The organism is Metabacillus litoralis (genome assembly GCF_007994985.1).
Taxonomy (GTDB): domain Bacteria; phylum Bacillota; class Bacilli; order Bacillales; family Bacillaceae; genus Metabacillus; species Metabacillus litoralis.
Map to the genome: position 1 here is coordinate 403,563 of NZ_VOQF01000003.1, position 20,420 is coordinate 423,982.

Consider the following 20,420-nt stretch of genomic DNA (forward strand, 5'->3'; position numbering starts at 1 on the left):
AAATGAAGATGAAATTTACCCCTGTATTTATCATATCTGTAATTGTAACATCTCTTTTTATTCTCTGGGGATTAATTCCCGAATCAGTTTTACCTAACGGAAATATTACTGTAGTAACATCTAAAATACAAACATTTATAATTGAAAAATTTGGTTGGTTCTATTTATTAACCGCAACATTTTTCCTCATTTTTGCAATCAGCTTGATATTTTCGAAATATGGAAACATAAGATTAGGAAAAGATACGGATGAACCTGAATATTCATATTTATCATGGTTTGCCATGCTATTTAGTGCTGGCATGGGGATCGGTTTAGTATTTTGGGGCGTCTCAGAGCCTATTTATCATTATAGTGGACCTCCAACTGGTGAAGGATTTACTGATCAATCTGCACGAGATTCCTTAAGGTATTCCTTTTTCCACTGGGGATTTCATCCATGGGCAATTTATTCTACTATAGCTTTAGCTTTGGCTTATTTCACATTTCGAAAAGAACAAAGTGGAGTTATGAGTAATATTCTTCGACCTTTACTTGGGGATAGGGTTGATGGAAAAACTGGAATATTAATTAACTTCATAGCAGTCTTTGCTACTGTTTTTGGTGTAGCCACTTCTCTAGGGTTTGGTGCTGCTCAAATTAGTGGTGGTATTTCTTATTTAGTTGATGGTGTTGAAAATAATTTCACAACTCAAATTATTATTATACTTATAGTAACAGTGTTATTTATGCTTTCTGCTCAAACTGGGTTGAATAAAGGAATCAGATATTTAAGTAATCTCAATGTCATCTTAGCTATATCATTAATGCTATTTTTGTTATTTACAGGGCCAACAAATTTTATCATGGATTTATTTACAACTACATTAGGAAGTTATCTGCAAAATCTACCTTCGATGAGCTTTAGAATGACGCCCTTTCAACTAGACAACACCTGGGTAAAGGATTGGACAATCTTCTATTGGGCTTGGTGGATCTCATGGGCTCCTTTTGTTGGAACATTTATTGCAAGAATTTCTAAAGGAAGAACTATACGAGAATTCACTATCGGTGTTCTAGCAGTTCCGACAGTATTTGGAGCACTTTGGTTTTCAGTATTCGGAGGATCAGCAATTTTCTTAGACTATTTTCAAAATGCACCTATCGTCGATATAGTTAATGAGCAAGGAAAAGAAGTAGCGCTGTTTGCTGTTTTAGATTATTTCCCTCTTGGAACGCTAATGTCGATAATTGCGATATTCTTAATCAGTACTTTCTTCATTACATCAGCAGATTCTGCGACCTTTGTACTAGGAATGCAGACAACAAATGGTCAACTCAATCCACCAAATCGTATTAAATTCATTTGGGGAATTATCCAATCTGCTTCAGCAGGTATTTTGCTTTGGTCAGGCGGCTTAAATGCTTTGCAGACTTCAGCTATCATTGCAGCTCTTCCATTTGCTGTTATTATGATATTAATGGTATTTTCACTACTTAAGTCATTGAAACAAGAGAAAATTATACGCAAATAATGAAAAGGGTACCTAATAAGGTACTCTTTTCATTTATTTATTTTAGGCTATGTTAAAGGTTATTGTTGATTTTTTAACACTTTGTTGATTGGAGGTGAATATATGAGACTCCTGCTTAGAGAAGCGTGTCAAAGGGAGACCCCACAGGCGCGCAGCTTACGAGGATGCTTCCGGACCTAGGAAGAATGGTCCTTTGAAAAAGCCGGTAGTTGGGATTTTTCATTATTCTTCCCTAGGAAAAAACGAACTGCATTTTTTCCCGGGAAAGCGAATGCCTGTAACGGAAATCAACAACAAAGTTTAACAGAGCCTTATTTTAAGAAATTTAATAAACACTTCGTAATATTCCAAATATCTCATATCCTATACCATAAATAATTAAAGAAATACTTGATAAGAGAATTGCCCTTTTTTTGAGTTTCAACATGTTGAAAGCAACTAAATATGACAAATAAAAAAAGAATATAAATAAAATTCCTTTAGCTATATAGCCATCTTTAGTTGATAACCATTCTATTATATTATAACAAGCCCACAATAGAGTTTGAACACAAGTAACAACTGTCCAATTATACTTCCCCATTTTCTTCTCCTTCCTTACTAACCTCCCTTAATAAGTCTATGCATGATGTTAACGATTTTTACTAAGTAAAAGGCGCTGTTAAATATAATATTGTATTTTCTCTGTTATAAGCATTTCGCTTTCCTGGGAATATAGTACCTTTTTTCTCATGATAAATAGTGATAAAACCTAGCACTTTTTCATAGAGCATTTCTTACTAAGCTTCAGGAAGTTCATCATAGAGTGTAGCGCGTACATGTCTTGGGGTCTCTCATTAACACACAATCAAAGTGCAAAAGGCTTTAACTGCGCTTTAATAAAAAGTGATTAATGATGTAGCTGTATTTTTCATTTATGTAACAAATCGATGACAGTAGGAAGAAAATTCAATTTTTATGTTAGAATAGGATTAATTTAACAAATAAATCTTTCATTATTACTATTTATATAAACATATTCTTATTAATATAATCCAAAAGAGGTGGGCAAGGATGAAAAAACTACTACTCCTCATTACATTTATACCAGTTATTGTTCTTTCATCATGTGATAACATCTTTTTTTCAAAAAGTTCACCGACAGAAGATATAGCCGAAGAAAAACAATTGTTATTTTTTTCTGATGATGACAATATTGATCAGGAAGCAGTTTACTATGAAGCGTTACTAGATATAAAAAAAGATTATCCTGAAAAAATAGAGAAGATGCAAATCTACTCCGAAAAAAAAGATCATAAAATATATAATGTAGACACTTATCCTACACTTCTGGTTGTTGATAAAAAAGAAGTTGTTGTTCATATTGAAGGAGCAGTTTTTTCAAAGGAAGAAATATTAGAATCAATTTCAAATGCCTTATCTAAAGAATAAAAACTAATATTAGTTGATTCGAAAACTCAAATTTTGAGAAAATAATAAAATTACCTATTATGGTTGTATAAAAAAGAGATTGACGATTTCGTCAATCTCTTTTTTATGCTTTATTTTACGATATGGATCGGGCTACCGATTGCAACTTCTGCAGCTTCCATAGTAATCTCTCCTAAAGTAGGATGAGCATGGATTGTCATTGCAATATCCTCAGCTGTCATTCCTGCTTCAATCGCTAGTCCAAGTTCTGAAATCATATCAGAAGCACTAGGACCTGCAATTTGTGCACCAATTACTAATCCATCTTCTTTGCGTGTTATAAGCTTTAAGAAACCATCTGAATTATTAAGTGATAATGCTCGACCATTAGCTCCAAATGGGAACTTAGATGCTAACACATCAATTCCATCTTCTTTTGCTTGAGCTTCTGTATAGCCAACTGTTGCAAGTTCAGGCTCAGAGAATACTACCGCAGGAATTGCTAAGTAATCAATTTCTGCTTTTTCTCCAGCAATCGCTTCTGCAGCAATTTTACCTTCGTAAGAAGCTTTATGTGCAAGTGGTGGTCCTTCAACAATATCACCAATTGCATAAATGTTTGAAATGTTAGTACGACATTGTTTATCAATTTTGATAACGCCTCTATCACTCATTTCAACACCAACTTGTTCTAAGCCAAGTTCATCAGTGTTTGGACGACGCCCAACAGTAACTAATAAGTAATCTGCTTCTACTGTTTTTTCTTCGCCTTTTACTTCAAAAGTAACTTTTACACCATTCTCAGTTTCTTCAACACCTTTTGCCATTGCATTAGTGTGAATTTCAACATTACCTTTTTTCTTAAGGTTACGTTTTACTAAAGAACTCATTTGTTTTTCAAAACCTGCTAGAATTTCATCAGCCGCTTCAATGAAAGTAACTTCTGTTCCGAAGTTCGCATATGCAGTACCAAGCTCTGTACCGATATAACCCCCACCAATAACAACCATCTTATTAGGAATTTCTTGAAGATTTAGAGCACCTGTTGAGTCTAATACACGTTTTGAATATTTAAATGCAGGTATTTCGATTGGACGTGAGCCAGTTGCGATAATTGCATTTTTAAATTTATAAGTTTGTGAAGAAGTTTCGTCCATAACTTTTACCGTTTCACTATCAACAAAATATGCTTCACCACTGATAACATCAACTTTATTACCTTTAAGTAATCCAGCTACACCACCAGTTAATTTCTTTACAACACCTTGTTTGAATTCTTGAACTTTTGAGAAATCAACCGTTACGTTCTCAGCTTTAATTCCCATGTCTTCTGAGTGTTTTGCATTTTCATAGCGATGTCCTGCTGCGATTAATGCTTTTGAAGGTATACAACCAACGTTTAAACAAACTCCTCCAAGAACGCTTTTTTCAACAACTGTTACTTTTTGTCCTAATTGAGCAGCGCGGATTGCTGCAACATATCCGCCTGGTCCTGCTCCGATTACAAGAGTATCTGTTTCAATCGGGAAATCTCCAACTACCATCGATTACGCCTCCATTAAAATTAATTGTGGATCATTAAGTAAACGCTTGATGTGGTTAAGAGCATTTTGAGCAGTAGCACCATCAATCATTCTGTGGTCAAAGCTTAGTGATAAAGCAAGAACCGGAGCTACTACAATCTCTCCATCACGTACTACTGGTTTTTCTGCAATACGTCCAATACCTAAAATTGCAACTTCTGGATGATTAATTACTGGTGTAAACCATTGTCCCCCAGCAGATCCAATGTTTGTGATTGTGCATGAAGCACCTTTCATTTCATTTGGTGCTAACTTACCATCACGAGCTTTTGTTGCAAGTTCATTAATCTCATTTGAGATTTCAAATACAGATTTGCGTTCTGCATTTTTCACTACTGGTACAAGAAGACCTTTTTCAGTGTCAGCTGCAATTCCAATATTATAATAATGCTTTTGAACAACTTCATCTGTCTTATCATCAAGTGATGTATTAAGAACTGGGTACTTCTTAAGAGCAGAAGTAAGAGCTTTCACTACGTACGGTAAATATGTTAACTTAATACCTTGCTCTGCTGCAACATTTTTGAATTGCTTTCTGTGAGAAACTAAGTTAGTCACATCAATTTCATCCATTAATGTTACGTGAGGAGCTGTATGTTTAGAGTTAACCATTGCTTTTGCAATTGCTTTACGGATAGGGCTGATTTTTTCACGTGTTTCAGGGAAGTCACCCTCTGGAATAGCTTGTGCTGCTGGTTTTGCTTGTTTTTCTTCTTTTGCAGCTGGAGCTTCTTCAGTTGTTTCTTGAGCTTGAGTAGTACCACCTTGAAGAAATGTATCTACATCCTCTTTAAGAACACGACTGTTTTTACCACTACCAGATACTTGACGAATGTCAACTTCTTTTTCACGAGCATATTTACGCACTGAAGGCATTGCAATTACTCGTTTATTTGTATCTACTTCAACTTCTGCTGCTTCTTCTTGTTGAGGAGCTTGTTTTTCTTCCTCTTTTACAGGCGCTGCTTTTTCTTCTTTTTTAGGTTCATCATCACCATGATCACCTTTAAATTTCAAGTCTTCATAGCCTGGTGCATCAAGTGTAATAATTGTTTGCCCAACAGTTGCTACAGTTCCTTCGTCAACATTTAACTCAGTTACTGTACCTTTTACTGGTGACGGAATTTCAACAACAGCTTTATCATTTTGTACTTCTGCTAAAACGTCATCTTCTTCAACTTTATCGCCTGCTTTAACGAACCACTTTACTATTTCACCTTCGTGGATTCCTTCACCGATATCAGGCAATTTAAATTCGAATGCCAAATCATTCAACCTCCTTAAGAATGTAAAAAATATTGTGAATTACGTAGCATTACGTTAAAAAACAAACGTAAGCTTTTATGTTTCTTCTCTGATACAATTTATAATATTTACTAATTTTTGTTTTAAAGTAGTGTCATGGAAGGTGAATTATGAGAAAATCCATATTTGCCTTCCACTACACACATTAATTAATAATTTAGTGATCTTAGAAATTAACTACTTTTTTAGCTGTTTCAAGGATATCCTTGTAAATTGGCAGCCAAATGTTTTCTGCTTCTGTGAATGCATATACAGTATCCGGTGCAGTTACACGTAATACTGGTGCTTCCAAGCTTAAGATTGCTCTTTCAGTAATTTCAGCTACAACATTTGCTGCAATACCAGCTTGTTTTTGTGCTTCTTGTACAACAATTGCGCGACCTGTCTTTTCAACAGAAGCAATGATCGTATCAATATCAAGTGGACTAATCGTACGCAAGTCAACTACTTCTACAGACACACCATCTTTTTCTAATTCATCTGCAGCTTTTAATGATTCATGAACCATAGCTCCGTAAGTAATAATTGAAAGATCAGTTCCCTCACGTTTTACATCTGCTTTACCGATTTCAATTGTATACTCTTCTTCTGGTACTTCTTGACGGAAAGAACGATATAACTTCATATGTTCTAAAAATACTACTGGATCATTGTCACGGATTGCAGAAATTAAAAGACCTTTTGCGTCATATGGTGTTGACGGAATGACAACTTTTAATCCTGGTTGTTGTGCTACAAGTCCCTCTAAGCTGTCTGCATGTAGTTCTGGTGTATGTACGAATCCACCAAATGGAGAGCGAATTGTTACAGGAGCAGTCCAACGTCCACCTGAGCGATAGCGCATACGAGCTAATTGACCATTTAATGAATCCATTACCTCATAAACGAAACCAAAAAATTGGATTTCCATTACTGGACGGAAACCTGTTAAACTAAAACCTACTGTAAGTCCACCAATACCTGACTCAGCAAGTGGAGTATCAAATACACGATCTTCACCAAATTCTTTTTGAAGTCCTTCCGTTGCACGGAATACGCCACCATTTACGCCAACATCTTCTCCATATAAGAGGACGTTTTCATCGTTTTTTAACTCTGTGCGTAAAGCATCAGTGATGGCTTGGATCATTGTCATTTGTGCCATGGCTTATTTCGACTCCTTTGCTTTGTAAATTTCATATTGCTCTTTTAAGTTATAAGGCATTTCTTCGTACATGATTTCCATCAAGTCCGTTACCTTTTGTTTAGGATATTTATCTGCTTTTTGAATTGCTTCTTTAATATCTTCTTTCGCTTGTTCTATCACTTTATTTTCTTCCTCTTCGCTCCAAATGCCCTTTTCTTCAAGGAATTTTCGGAAACGCACTAAAGGATCTTTTGCTTCCCATTCGTTTTCTGTTTCTTTTGTACGGTAACGAGTTGGGTCATCTCCAGCCATAGTATGAGGACCATAACGGAATGTTAAAGTTTCAATTAAAGTAGGACCATCACCATTTACTGCACGGTCACGAGCTTCTCGTACTGCTGCATAAACAGCAAGTGGATCCATCCCATCTACTTGAACCCCAACTATTCCCGCTGCAACTGCTTTTTGTGCAATTGTTTGAGCAGCAGATTGTTTTTCAACAGGAGTAGAAATTGCGTAACGGTTATTTTGAACAACAAAGATTGCAGGAGCTTTGTATGCACCAGCAAAGTTAATTCCTTCATAGAAGTCACCTTGTGATGCTCCACCGTCACCAGTATAAGTGATTGCAACTGCTTGTTTACCCTTCTTCTTAAGTCCAAGAGCAACACCAGCAGTTTGAATATATTGTGCACCGATAATAATTTGTGGTGACAAGCAATTTACTCCTTCAGGCATTTGATTTCCGTGGAAATGACCGCGTGAGAATAAGAATGCTTGATATAGTGGTAGACCGTGCCAAATAATTTGAGGCACATCGCGATATCCTGGTAATACCCAATCTTCTTTTTCTAAAGCATATTGAGAAGCAATTTGAGAAGCTTCTTGTCCAGCTGTTGGAGCATAGAAACCTAAACGACCTTGACGATTCAAAGAAATAGAGCGTTGATCCAAAATACGTGTATAAACCATACGACGCATTAATTCCTTTAACTGATCGTCGGTAAGGTTTGGCATTGCCGTTTCATTTACGACTTTACCTTCTTCATTTAAAATCTGGAATGTTTCGAACTGCTTAGAAATAGCTTCAAACTGTTTTTTACTGTCTACAACAGCGCCTTTTGTTTTTGCAGCCATCTTATAACCTCTTCCTTTCCTTTTTAAGAGTGTGTTCAACAAATTCTTGAACTTTTAGTATTTAGTAAGAGAATTCCAATATTCACAGCTTTAGGTTACCCTAAAACATAAAGGATGACACAACTTTTTCGAATTCGTACCTACTTACTTTTATACCACTCATGAGAGTAGTAAAAACTCTCTCTATGTATGGATTCTAAGAAATAAACTATTTCAGACTGTACTAGTTAAGTTTTATAACAAACTAATACAACCTTCATAATACATTATTAAGTTTACACTACTATTTTTAAATTCGTCAATCAGTTTGTATAACGATTTCTTAAATTAAAATACTAGATAGGAATAAAAAATTTATTTTGAATTTCTAACTGTATTATTACAAAGAGGAAGCCTGTAGTAGTTTTTATAGTACAGATTATTAAAATTTGAAGGAAATTAGTTTTTTGATCGCTGAATATTGACTAAGCGACTCATAAATTCTTCACTATTCTTAACTTGTAACCTGTTGAGTTCCTTTGGAGCCATTCGCATTCCCTAAAAAAAGACCATTTTTTTGCTTGTCCGGATCTCCTCGTAGGCTAGTCACCTATGATGATTTTCTATGACACACTTGTCTAGAGGCTGGGTCATAATGAAATAAGTCATACAAAAAGACGAATAAATCTAGGTTCAGTTAAGCTGAAAGAAACAAATTCGTTCCATTGCGCTGCAGACACTCGCGTTCCACGGTGAGGAAGCTGAGCCTCCTCACCTACACCTGCTTAGGTCTCAGCTCCTCCTCGATTCCCATAGGTGCCCGAGTGTCTTCCGCTCCATTTCACTAGTTCTTAAAAATAGTATGCAGAATTAAAAAATCTATTGAAGACAGCAAGTAAAAACCCCAATTAATAGCTGAAATACTTATGTCCTACTTTCATTCACTACAGTAATCTAAAAATTAACAGTAAGCTTAAACATAACTTATTCCAAAAAAATAGACGGACTTGATGGAAATCATTCAAGTCCGTCTAATCTTTATTCACTTTCTTCAATATTTAGTTCAGCTTGTTCGTAAAATTCAAGTTTTAATTGATTATATTCTTCCGTCAAAGAATTAAACTCTTCATTTTGTTTTATAATTTTTTTATAAGATTCATTAATTTTATTAATTTGGGACTCCAATTCTTCAATTGTTAAGTTTTCTTGTTGTAGCATGCTATAAAGTTCTTTATCAAGTTCTATAGAGCTTTTATAGTTGTTAAATAACCGATCATAAGAGTTATAACGTTCACTCATTGTATCTTTAAGCTCTTCAGCCTTCTTCGCTAGTTTTTCATCTTCTATCTTTTCGAATTCTTCATTTACAGTATTAAATTCTTCCTGTGAAGACATGATACTATCATATTCTGCTTTCATCTTTGATTCACGGTCTTCAACTATACTTAATGCTTCTTTTGATAATTCAACAACTTTTTCAAATTCTTTCATTCCTAAGCTCATAATTTCATTATATAGCTCTGATTCTTTTTTCTCTAACTCTAATAAAGGCTGTTGTTGCTTCTTAAATGAGTCCTCTAATTCAACAACTTTTTCTAGTTTGTTATATATATTTTCTTCTGCTGATTGACCCATACATGCAGAAAGAAATAATACACATATCAATAATAAAACAGTTCTTTTAATAAATGTTTTTTTCATCAATGTTCCCCCTAAAATTCACACATGTTTACTATAATTTTTTTAACTTATTTTTACAATTATAGTGTTTCTCCAAAAAATATGACTAATTTAAGTTAAATATTCTTTTTATAAGGCTGCTTTCGAAAACTTTGTTGTTTTTAGAATCATGATGGAAACAACTCTGTATAAAATCTAATGGCATCTTTTCTTCCACTTTTATGCGATAACACTCTGGTTGCAATAGATATTGACTTCTAAAAGCAACAATCTTTTCAAAATAGAGCCTTTAATAATGTCAAACTGAACTTAAAATAAGAATCTGAAAATAAGCCAAGACTTGATAAACTCTACATAATATTACATCATATGAGCTTGTCTTATATATATTACATCGAAAACAAATTTAAATATAATAGGCGAATGACTATACACATTTTAACTACTTTCATATTGTGTAATATACGTCAAGACAAAAGGCGTAATCAACATTAGGAGGTTGTTAACTATGCATAACTATTATGGATGTGGACATGAAAATTACGGGTACGGATATGTAGCTCCAACAACAGGATATGGCAATAGCTTTGCGTTAATTGTTGTTCTATTTATCCTTCTTATCATCGTTGGTGCGGCTTATATCGGTTGCTAATTACTCTAAATAGAAAAATGATTGACTAAACGTATGACTCCCACGACTATTCCCTTAAAACCAAAAAGGGAAACATAGTGTGGGAGTTATTATGTTTTTATATATAATATAAGTTCAAACTTCTTATTTTCTGATGTGTACAAATTCTCATCAGCTAAAAATACATCAGAAACACAACACTATACTTTTCGTTTTTCATTTCTTCATTTATAATTTTATATCATAATGAAACTATAGAATGATTAGCCGCTGTCGAACATACATAATTTTTAAGTTCTGATATTAAAGCTATACTTATTAAAGGAGTGTTACATCATGATTACTATGGAAGATATTATTAGAGAAGGCCACCCAACATTAAGACAGATAGCTGAAGAAGTTGCAATACCTGCATCAAATGAGAATAAATTAATTTTAGAAAAAATGCTTGAATATGTTAAAAACAGTCAAGACCCTGAGATTGCAGAAAAGTACGAATTACGTCCTGGAATCGGTCTAGCTGCACCGCAGATTAACGTTGCCAAACGCATGCTTGCCATTCATACAATTGATGAACATGGAGTCCAGCATAGTTACGCACTTTTCAACCCAAAAATCGTAAGTCATTCGGTTGAAAAGAGTTATTTAACCTCTGGTGAGGGATGCTTATCTGTAGATCGAGCAGTACCCGGAATTGTGCCGCGCTATGCACGTATTCGTGTTAAAGCTGTTAATTTAAATGGTGAACAACTTGATATTCGTTTAAGAGGTCTATTATCTATTGTGTTTCAACATGAAATCGATCATTTAAATGGTATTATGTTTTACGATCACATTGATGAAAATAATCCCTTCAAAGAACCTGAAAACGCTATTGCAGTAGATCGATAACAGTTAACGTTAATTCTTTAAAGATAGCTCTGTTAAACTTCGTTGTTGATTTCTGTTACAGAATTTAAAATAAGAAGGGATCACCCTTCTTATTTTAATAACCCAAGCTTTTCAACAGCATATTGTATGCCATTTTCATCAACTGGTTTTGTAATAAAGTCAGCTAATTCTTTTAATGAATCAACAGCATTCCCCATAACTACACCTGTCCCAACATATTCAATCATTTCTAGATCATTAAGTCCATCACCAAATGCGTAAATATTTTCCTTCGCAATATTTAAACGTTTTGCTAAGTGTTTAATCCCTTCAGCTTTAGAACCATTAACAGGTAATATATCAGTTGAAACATCATGCCACCTAATAAGCTTAATATCCTCATATCTTTGGTAACCTTTATCCTGACCCTTTTCGCAAAACAACAATGTCTGGTATATATTTTTTTCAAGATAATAATTTCGATTCTGCTCTGGGTGAGTAAATTTTAAACTTCCCATGCTTTGCTCAATCAATGGGTGTAAACCTGTTGTGGCCATCATATTCTCTTCACTCATAAAAACAAGCGGATGATTTTCTTTTTCAGCAAAATCTAATAAATTTGCTAATGTATTCTTATTAAGAGGATTCTCATAAATTACTTCATTCTCAAATACAACATATTGTCCATTGAAACTAATAAAAGAGTGAATATCTAATTCTTTACGTAAATCTTCAAACATAAAAGGAGCACGCCCTGTTGCAATAGCTACGTGATGTCCATGTTCTTTTAAGCTTCGTATTGTATCTCTAGTAGATAAGGGAATTTCTTTATCATGATCCAAAATGGTCCCGTCAATATCAAAGAAAATCACTTTTTCGTTCATTCTACTGTTCCCTCCTCATACAACTTTAGTGTTTATGACATTTTTCTTTCTGGAGGTGCTCGTACTTAAATACACACCTGTAAATACAACAAATAAACCAATTACCATATTAGCGGAGATTTTCTCGCTAAGCAATAAATATCCCCATAGCATAGCTGTAATTGGCACGATATAGGTAACAAGTGAAGCAAATTCAGCACTACCCTCTTTTACCATATAATAATAAAAGAGATAAGCTATGCCGGAACCTAATACACCAAGGCCAATAAGAGAAAATAAAATGTCAGTTTTAAATGAGGGAAATATAACACCTTCGTTACTCATCATCATTAAGAAAAAACTAATAATAGAAGAAAAACCTAATGTAAGAACAGAAACAACAACAATAGGCACATCCGCTAAATATCGTCTTGCTAATTGTGCACCTAATCCATAACAAAACGTTGCAAAAAGCATAGTACCAGCACCTATAAAGTTTTCTCTTAAAAGACTATTAACATTTAAATTTAATAATAATAAAATCCCAACAAAACCTGTAAATACACCTAGCCATTGTTTATAACCCAAACGAACCTTAAAGAAAATTGCTCCGATTACAATTGTCCATATTGGTGTTGTAGCATTGATCACAGATGCAAAACTACTTGATATTTTTAATTCACTCATGGCGATAAAACCAAATGGCAGAGTATTATTAAAAACTGCTACAAGCAATAAAAAAAGCCACGGCAATCTTTTTTCACGTAATTTACTTAATTCTTCTCTTTTAAATACTATTAAGACAACACATAAAGTGATTGTCCCCAAAAAACACCTCCAAAACACAACACCCCATGGTCCTAACTCTTCTACTAATATTTTTATAAATAAAAATGAAGCTCCCCAAATAATGCTAAGTATCACTAGCGAACTATATAACTTTTTCAACCTAATGTTTCCTCCTGATGTTGTAATTTGTTTTTTTCTGTGTGAACGATAAGCACTGTCTTAAAAATGATTCATTTAAAGAGACAAATATTAAGCTAATTAAAAAAAAGCAAATTGTCAATTATTCACCATTATTTCCCACCGTTAGTTATGTAAGACTTTAGCATGATTTACATATACTACTGTTGATAAGTTTTAAAAGGGACGGTTATTTTATTATTTTTAGGAGGAATATTTATGTTAAAGAAAATTAGAAGATCATTAAAAAAACAATGGAAACATCTGTTAAAAAAGAGAACTATCGCTTAATATAAGAAATAGAAACTAATTTATATGGATAAATGGTACCATTAAATTATAGATCTCTTAATAAGTAACTGAAGTTACGTTATAATATATTAAGTTAAAAGGTAACCGGAGACACGTCATAAAGCGCTTTATCAAGAGGTATCAACTGATGTAATATTAAAGTTTTCACAAGCTAATTTAGCTTCAAACCCAAAAGTTAAACATTCACTTTTCTAGTCGAGGCTTGGCTTGTTTGTAAATATCGAATATAATAGAAAAAGTTAGTACAACATACGGAAGCTAAGGAGAGATTTGGTAAATGATTTTCAAGGTTTATTATCAAGAGAAAAAAACAGAGGTACCTGTTCGCGAACGAACAAATACTCTTTATATTGAAGCATCGACTGAAGGAGAAGTACGTTCTAAATTAAAGGACCGTCCTTATAATATTGAATTTGTTACACCACTAGATGGAGCATATTTAGAATATGAAAAGCAAAGTGAAAATTACAAAGTATTGGAGATTTGATGGGTATGAAATTTGTTAAAAATGACCAAGTTGCTGTCTTCGCCTTAGGTGGACTCGGTGAAATTGGTAAAAACACGTACGGTGTACAGTTCCAGGATGAAATCATCCTAATTGATGCAGGGATCAAATTTCCTGAAGATGAGTTGCTCGGTATTGATTATGTTATTCCAGATTACTCTTATTTAGTAAAAAATGAAGACAAAATTAAAGGTTTATTTATTACGCACGGACACGAAGATCACATTGGTGGAATTCCATATTTACTTCGCCAAATAAACATACCTGTTTATGGTGGTAAACTTGCATTAGGTTTATTAAGAAACAAGCTAGAAGAGCATGGTCTTTTACGACAAACAAAATTAATTGAAATTCAAGAAGAAGACATTATTAAATTCAGAAAAACTTCTGTCACTTTCTTTAGAACAACTCATAGTATCCCTGATTCATATGGTATTGTTGTGAAAACACCTCCAGGAAATATTGTACATACTGGAGACTTCAAATTCGATTTCACACCCGTTGGTGAACCTGCTAACTTAACAAAAATGGCTGAAATTGGTCGTGATGGTGTACTTTGTTTACTCTCTGACAGTACAAATAGTGAAATACCGAACTTCACTATGTCTGAAAGACGTGTTGGTGACAGCATCCATGAAATCTTCCGTAAAGTTGATGGACGTATTATATTTGCAACTTTTGCATCTAATATTCATCGTCTACAGCAGGTTGTTGAAGCCGCTGTTACATACGGTCGTAAAGTTGCTGTATTTGGAAGAAGTATGGAAGCAGCAATCAATATTGGACAAGAATTAGGATATATTAGTTGCCCTAAAGATACTTTTGTAGATGCTCATGAGATTAATCGTATGCCTGCACATAAAGTAACGATCTTATGTACTGGAAGTCAAGGTGAACCTATGGCAGCATTATCTCGTATTGCAAATGGTACTCACAGACAAATTCAAATTATTCCTGGTGATAATGTAGTATTTTCTTCTTCACCGATTCCAGGGAACACATTAAGTGTTAGCAAAACAATCAATCAGCTTTTCAGGGCTGGCGCTGAGGTAATACATGGATCTCTAAGTGATATTCACACTTCTGGTCATGGTGGACAAGAAGAACAAAAACTTATGCTCCGTTTAATGAAGCCTAAATACTTTATGCCAATTCATGGTGAATATCGTATGCAAAAAATGCATGCAAGACATGCTGTTGATTGTGGAGTTGAGGAAGAGAATTGCTTTATAATGGACAATGGAGAAGTATTAGCAATCGGTGATAAAGAAGTCGGAGTAGCAGGGAAAATCCCTTCAGGCTCTGTATACATTGATGGTAGCGGAATTGGCGATATCGGTAACATCGTTTTACGCGATCGTCGTATTTTATCTGAAGAAGGCTTGGTTATTGTTGTTGTAAGTATTAATATGAAAGATTTTAAAATATCTGCAGGTCCTGACATCATTTCTAGAGGATTTGTCTACATGAGAGAATCTGGAGATCTCATAAATGATGCTCAAGCTCTTATATCGAAGCATTTGAATAAGATTATGGAGCGTAGAACAAGTCAATGGTCCGAGATTAAAAACGAGATCACTGACACACTTGCACCTTTCTTATATGAAAAAACAAAACGCCGTCCAATGATTTTACCAATCATAATGGAGGTTTAAAACAGCAATAGGCCCACCGAATCTAATCGGTGGGCCTATTTTTTACTTATATAAACAATGAAGCTGTTCAATATCAAATTAGAAAAACGAGTCTATATTAACGTCTTAATCACCTAATAATCTCTTCTCAAACCTATTAATATCAGTATCAGCACCAATAACAATTAAGATGTCATTTTTTCTTATCATTTCATTTGCTTGTGGAGAAACAATTATGTCTTTATCTCGTTTCATCGCTACAATATTAATACCGTATTGAGCGCGGATATCTAAATCAATAATGGAATTTCCATCAAGGCGTTCATTTGCGACGATCTCTACAATACTATGTTCATCTGACAACTCCAAATAATCTAGAACATTATTTGAAATAATATTATGAGCAATTCTTTTTCCCATATCCCTTTCCGGATGAACGATTCGGTCTGCACCAATTTTTGAAAGTACTTTCTCGTGGTAATCATTTTGAGCTTTAACGGTAATATGCTTAACTCCTAATTCCTTAAGCATTAAAGTAGTTAAAATACTCGCTTGAATATTATCACCAATAGCAACAATTACATGGTCAAAATTCCGGATTCCTAAACTCTTTAACACAGTTTCATCAGTTGTGTCACCAACAACAGCATGTGATGCTACATTAGCAAATTCATTCACTTTATCTTCATCTGTATCAATTGCCATTACTTCCATGCCTTCTTCACTTAAAGCTCTACATATACTTCCGCCAAATCGACCGAGCCCAATTACTGCATATTCTTTTTTCATATCTATTCCTCCGCTAACTGTTTCACTATTATCTAATTTGATACCCTCTAATCATAGTTAAATGAAAATCGAGTAATTTTTATTGTTAATATAAAAATCCTACCACATACAATAGAAATTTTACAGTATTACAACAAATTATCTTTCCTTTAAGAAATGTAAATAAAACAGACAACCAACTAAAATACCATAATACATACTGCGTAATCGATATGAAAAGTAAATTTCACCGAAATCTTAAAATTCACGTCAATATATTACTTTTATAGGTTACTTCTTTTGCAAATTAATACTATTACTTAACGGAAACATTACTTTAAAACTTTATAACAAGTAAAAATGAACGAAAAAACAGCACTCAAAACTTTCATAATTCTTCATAAGATTAGTAACTAGATTATATTATTATTATTTATGATAAAATATCATAATAGATTCAGTGGAGGATTTATTTATGAAAAATAATATTGTTAATATTGTATCACCATACATAATAGGTGTTGTAGGCGGTTTATTGCTTCACATTTGTCAGGCTCCACTTCCGTGGATACTCGGACCAATGTGCAGTTTAATTGTATTTAAAGCTTTCTCCAAACACAAAGATTCATTTTATCAACCTTCCTTTTTAAAGAATGGCTCTTTTATTATTCTAGGTATTTCTTTTGGACTATCATTTACAAAAGAAACTTTTGTAACAGTTGGTCCTTATGCTCTGCCATTTTTATTAATTACGATTTTCTTAATATTGATTAGTATTATTAATGGCATTTTCATTAGTAAATTTGTTAACATCGATAGAAATACAAGTATACTAGCATCAATACCTGGAGGTTTAACGGAAATGGTTGCCGCGAGTGAATCATTAGATGCAAATTCTGCTCTCGTTACCATCTTTCAAACTGTAAGATTATTAGCTGTTGTATTCTTAGTGCCCTTTACAATTCTTCATTTATTTGAACCAAGTAATTTTTCTGAACTAGTAAAAATAACTGAACATAACACTAATCCACTTTCTTTTATATGGTTTATTTTAGCTGGTATTGTTGGCTGGTTATCAAGATTAAAATTGCCTGCAGCGTATGTTATAGGCCCCCTCCTAACAATTGCATTATTAAATGTACTAGGAATATCTTTACCAAGCTTTCATGAGTTTTTTTTCATTTTTGCACAGCTTTCAATTGGAGTAAGTTTTGGATTGATGATCTCATTAAATGATTTAAAAAAAGGTGGAAAATATTGTGGACTTTATTTTATAACAACAATGATCTTAATAGGAGCCAGTTTTGGGGCAGGTTTCCTTTTTTCAACGTTTACAAATCTCGAACTGGCAACAGCTATGTTATCATTTGCACCAGGAGGTCTTGTGGAAATGGTTTTAACAGCATCTACAATTGGTGCTGATTCAGCAGTCGTAAGTTCGTTACAATTCATACGTTTATTATTTATAATAGGTATTGTTCCGTCAGTTTTAAAATTTGTATTTCGAAATAAAACTACGAATGATATTTCACAAAGTTAAACCTCTATACTTATCTATCTCGAAAATGGTAGATAAGTATAGAGGTTATTTAGTAAATGACTATGAAATGAGACTACTGTTGGAGAAGGATGTCTCAAAGGGAAACCCCACAGGCGCACAGCTTACAAGGCTCCCTGACCTAGGAAGAATTGCCTTTTGAAAAAGCCGATAGTTGGGATCTTTCATTATTTTTTCCTGGAAAGCAAATGCCTGCCTGTAACAGAAATCAACAACAAATTTTAAAGGGCCTATTATTTAGGTATGCCTATATCAAGAAATTTTTCAATGTTGAACTAGTTCTTGCTTCATTTTACAAATTACAGCTTTTATCTGAAAATATTCTATGTCTTTTGGCAAAGCTTCTTTTAATGGTTTTAAAAGCTCAGTATCTAATTGCTTTACCATCTCCAAAATCAGTATTTCTTGTTCTGGCGTAAAAATTTTCAACCAATCTATTGAATGTCCTTCCTCTACACAGCGAATAATGTGATTTTGAACAGTTATTTCTGATAAATCTCTATTTTTGCTAATATCTTTAATTGATTGACCTGCATTATATAATTCAAATGTAATAACATGACTCGGAGTTTTACCATTATCAGCAACCCTCTCTGTCTTAACACTGTTTTGCTGTAGTTGCTTTGTTGTATCTCTTTCTAGATTCAAGAATTCACATATTGCTGCAATAAACTGATCGCCATAACGCTCCAATTTTGTTTGAGCTACACCTTTTACCGCTAAAAACTCATGATCATTTGTTGGGCATTTACTACTCATGTCCTTTAAACTGCTATCTGAGAAAATAATATAAGGTGGAATTTTAAGCTCTCCTGCTAATTCTCTACGTATTGTCTTTAATTTTTCAAATAATTCATCATTCTCTTCAATAGCATTGATAATAATTTGTTCTTTTTTAAACACTTGCTTTTTCTCAACTAACACATGTAATGCCTTCTTAGTAAGCTCTAGCACTGGATATTGAGAATTTGTTAAAGAAAGGTAGCCCTCTGCAACAAGAAAATCAATAAATTCGATAATTTGCTTTTCTGTTTTATTTTTCATTAGTCCATATGTTGAGAGGCTTTTAAAATTGAACTGAGATATTCGCTTATTATTAGATCCTTTTAAAACTTGGGCTACGAGTGTTTTCCCGAATTTTTCGTTCATTCGTTTTACACAAGATAAAACCATCAGTGCTTCATTTGTTACATCTATTTTTGAACGTGTATCACGACAATTTATACATTTTCCACAAGCAGTTACAGGCTCTTCTTCACCAAAATATTCAACGATATAGGTTTGAATACATTTCTCAGTATGACAAAGATCAACCATTAGCTGGAGTTTTTGGTATTCATGAATTTTTTTATCATCATTTAGTGTTGATTGTTCAATTAAAAACTTTTGTAGCTGAATATCCTGTCCAGCAAAAAGGATTGTACAGTCACTTGGTTCCCCGTCTCTTCCAGCTCTTCCAGCTTCTTGGTAAAATGCCTCAATATTTTTTGGTAGATTATGGTGAATAACATATCTTATATTAGATTTATTTATCCCCATACCAAATGCATTTGTAGCAACCATAATATCTAATTCGTCAAATAAAAACTTTTCCTGTTGAGCTCCTCTTTCTTCTTCATTTAAGCCCGCATGATATTTTCCTGTTCGAAAACCACTTTTATTTAAAAACTGGTAAAGTTCATCAACTTCTCTTCTTGTTGCAGCATATATGATTCCAGCTTGATCTTTGTTCATTTTGATGTATCTTTTAATAAAATCTCGCTTATTTTCACCTTTTACAACATTAAAAGTTAAATTATTTCGTGCAAATCCAGTTACAAATGTATGATCTTCTTGTATGTCTAGTAGCATACGAATATCATTTGTCACTTCTTTTGTAGCTGTTGCTGTTAGTGCTATAACCTTTGGTCTAACTGGTAAATCATCAATCATCTTTTTAATAGATCGATAACTCGGACGAAAATCATGCCCCCATTGAGAAATACAATGTGCTTCATCTACGGCAATCATAGATATTGGTAGTGAGAAAAGTAAAGAACGAAAAGACGGTGTTTCTAACCGCTCTGGTGCTATATAAAGAATTTTAAATATTCCATCTTCTACATTTTTCATTCGTTCCCTTACTTCATTATTTGTTAAACTACTATTTATATATGTTGAAGATATACCCACACTTGATAGCGCGTCAACCTGGTCTTTCATAAGTGAAATTAAAGGAGAAATAACGATTGTGACACCCTCAAATAAAAGTGCAGGAATTTGATAGCATATAGATTTCCCACCACCGGTTGGCATTATTGCCAGTGTGTCATTTCCAGTTAGAATACTGTCGATAATTTCTTCCTGCCCTTTACGAAAAGAAGTATAACCGAAATATTGTTGTAATTGATTTTCTGCTTGCTTTAACAATTTCCATCACCTAAATTCCTTGATTAATATCTATTTAGTAGTATAACATGTATAAATCTATTAACTATTTATCGAAATTAGATTTTAACAGGATATTTTACCATTTTGAGGGATGAAGCTTCTGAGAGGCTTTTATTGAAGGTTGCTGCAGCTATTAACCACAACATATG

At 33.6% G+C, this 20,420-nt stretch carries 16 protein-coding genes and 1 pseudogene; 7 read left to right on the top strand and 10 right to left on the bottom strand.

Annotated features, from left to right (window positions below; translation table 11 throughout):
* The first annotated feature begins 2 nt into the window (after positions 1-2).
* Positions 3-1,514 (top strand): glycine betaine uptake BCCT transporter, encoded by a 1,512-nt coding sequence (locus tag FS935_RS06975; protein ID WP_146946896.1) that lies wholly within the window; start codon positions 3-5, stop codon positions 1,512-1,514.
* A 325-nt stretch (positions 1,515-1,839) separates the two neighbouring features.
* On the opposite strand, the gene FS935_RS06980 is transcribed toward FS935_RS06975, so the two are convergent.
* Entirely contained in the window at positions 1,840-2,097 is a 258-nt protein-coding gene (locus tag FS935_RS06980; RefSeq protein WP_146946898.1) for a hypothetical protein, read from the bottom strand.
* 470 nt (positions 2,098-2,567) lie between these two features.
* On the opposite strand from FS935_RS06980, the gene FS935_RS06985 reads away from it, so the two are divergent.
* Positions 2,568-2,945: a hypothetical protein gene (locus tag FS935_RS06985; RefSeq protein ID WP_146946901.1), complete on the top strand. Its 378-nt coding sequence runs from the start codon at positions 2,568-2,570 to the stop codon at positions 2,943-2,945.
* A gap of 110 nt (positions 2,946-3,055) precedes the next feature.
* On the opposite strand, the gene lpdA is transcribed toward FS935_RS06985, so the two are convergent.
* From lpdA to FS935_RS07010, 5 genes are all read right to left on the bottom strand, one after another.
* A complete protein-coding gene (gene lpdA, locus FS935_RS06990; protein WP_146946903.1) occupies positions 3,056-4,468 on the bottom strand; it encodes a dihydrolipoyl dehydrogenase in 1,413 nt (470 codons plus the stop codon).
* A gap of 3 nt (positions 4,469-4,471) precedes the next feature.
* Positions 4,472-5,773 (bottom strand): dihydrolipoamide acetyltransferase family protein, encoded by a 1,302-nt coding sequence (locus FS935_RS06995; protein WP_146946906.1) that lies wholly within the window; start codon positions 5,771-5,773, stop codon positions 4,472-4,474.
* A 205-nt stretch (positions 5,774-5,978) separates the two neighbouring features.
* Entirely contained in the window at positions 5,979-6,956 is a 978-nt protein-coding gene (locus tag FS935_RS07000) for an alpha-ketoacid dehydrogenase subunit beta (RefSeq protein WP_146946908.1), read from the bottom strand.
* 3 nt (positions 6,957-6,959) lie between these two features.
* Positions 6,960-8,075: a pyruvate dehydrogenase (acetyl-transferring) E1 component subunit alpha gene (gene pdhA / locus FS935_RS07005; RefSeq protein WP_146946910.1), complete on the bottom strand. Its 1,116-nt coding sequence runs from the start codon at positions 8,073-8,075 to the stop codon at positions 6,960-6,962.
* A gap of 1,017 nt (positions 8,076-9,092) precedes the next feature.
* On the bottom strand, positions 9,093-9,755 hold the full coding sequence (locus FS935_RS07010; protein ID WP_240050836.1) for a YkyA family protein: 663 nt from the start codon (positions 9,753-9,755) through the stop codon (positions 9,093-9,095).
* Between the two features lie 550 nt (positions 9,756-10,305).
* Here FS935_RS07010 and FS935_RS23850 point away from each other — a divergent pair.
* Both FS935_RS23850 and def read left to right on the top strand, forming a co-directional pair.
* Positions 10,306-10,386 (top strand): annotated as a pseudogene (locus FS935_RS23850) (YjcZ family sporulation protein); the annotation flags it as partial.
* 315 nt (positions 10,387-10,701) lie between these two features.
* Entirely contained in the window at positions 10,702-11,256 is a 555-nt protein-coding gene (gene def / locus FS935_RS07020; RefSeq protein ID WP_146946917.1) for a peptide deformylase, read from the top strand.
* Positions 11,257-11,345: 89 nt separating this feature from the next.
* On the opposite strand, the gene FS935_RS07025 is transcribed toward def, so the two are convergent.
* Both FS935_RS07025 and FS935_RS07030 read right to left on the bottom strand, forming a co-directional pair.
* Positions 11,346-12,119: a Cof-type HAD-IIB family hydrolase gene (locus FS935_RS07025; protein ID WP_146946919.1), complete on the bottom strand. Its 774-nt coding sequence runs from the start codon at positions 12,117-12,119 to the stop codon at positions 11,346-11,348.
* Between the two features lie 15 nt (positions 12,120-12,134).
* Positions 12,135-13,046: a DMT family transporter gene (locus tag FS935_RS07030; protein ID WP_146946921.1), complete on the bottom strand. Its 912-nt coding sequence runs from the start codon at positions 13,044-13,046 to the stop codon at positions 12,135-12,137.
* Positions 13,047-13,653: 607 nt separating this feature from the next.
* Here FS935_RS07030 and FS935_RS07035 point away from each other — a divergent pair.
* Positions 13,654-13,863: a DNA-dependent RNA polymerase subunit epsilon gene (locus FS935_RS07035; protein ID WP_146946923.1), complete on the top strand. Its 210-nt coding sequence runs from the start codon at positions 13,654-13,656 to the stop codon at positions 13,861-13,863.
* A 5-nt stretch (positions 13,864-13,868) separates the two neighbouring features.
* The gene (gene rnjA, locus FS935_RS07040; protein WP_146946925.1) at positions 13,869-15,536 is read left to right on the top strand and encodes a ribonuclease J1; all 1,668 of its coding nucleotides are present in this window, start codon (positions 13,869-13,871) and stop codon (positions 15,534-15,536) included.
* A gap of 105 nt (positions 15,537-15,641) precedes the next feature.
* On the opposite strand, the gene FS935_RS07045 is transcribed toward rnjA, so the two are convergent.
* Positions 15,642-16,304 carry a potassium channel family protein gene (locus FS935_RS07045; RefSeq protein WP_146946927.1) on the bottom strand — a complete coding sequence of 221 codons (663 nt, stop codon included), beginning with the start codon at positions 16,302-16,304 and terminating at the stop codon, positions 15,642-15,644.
* Between the two features lie 454 nt (positions 16,305-16,758).
* On the opposite strand from FS935_RS07045, the gene FS935_RS07050 reads away from it, so the two are divergent.
* Positions 16,759-17,823, top strand: a complete 1,065-nt coding sequence (locus FS935_RS07050) for an AbrB family transcriptional regulator (protein ID WP_146946929.1) — start codon at positions 16,759-16,761, stop codon at positions 17,821-17,823.
* Between the two features lie 282 nt (positions 17,824-18,105).
* Here FS935_RS07050 and recQ read toward each other — a convergent pair whose 3' ends face one another.
* Positions 18,106-20,250: a DNA helicase RecQ gene (recQ, locus tag FS935_RS07055; RefSeq protein ID WP_146946931.1), complete on the bottom strand. Its 2,145-nt coding sequence runs from the start codon at positions 20,248-20,250 to the stop codon at positions 18,106-18,108.
* Positions 20,251-20,420: the final 170 nt, after the last annotated feature.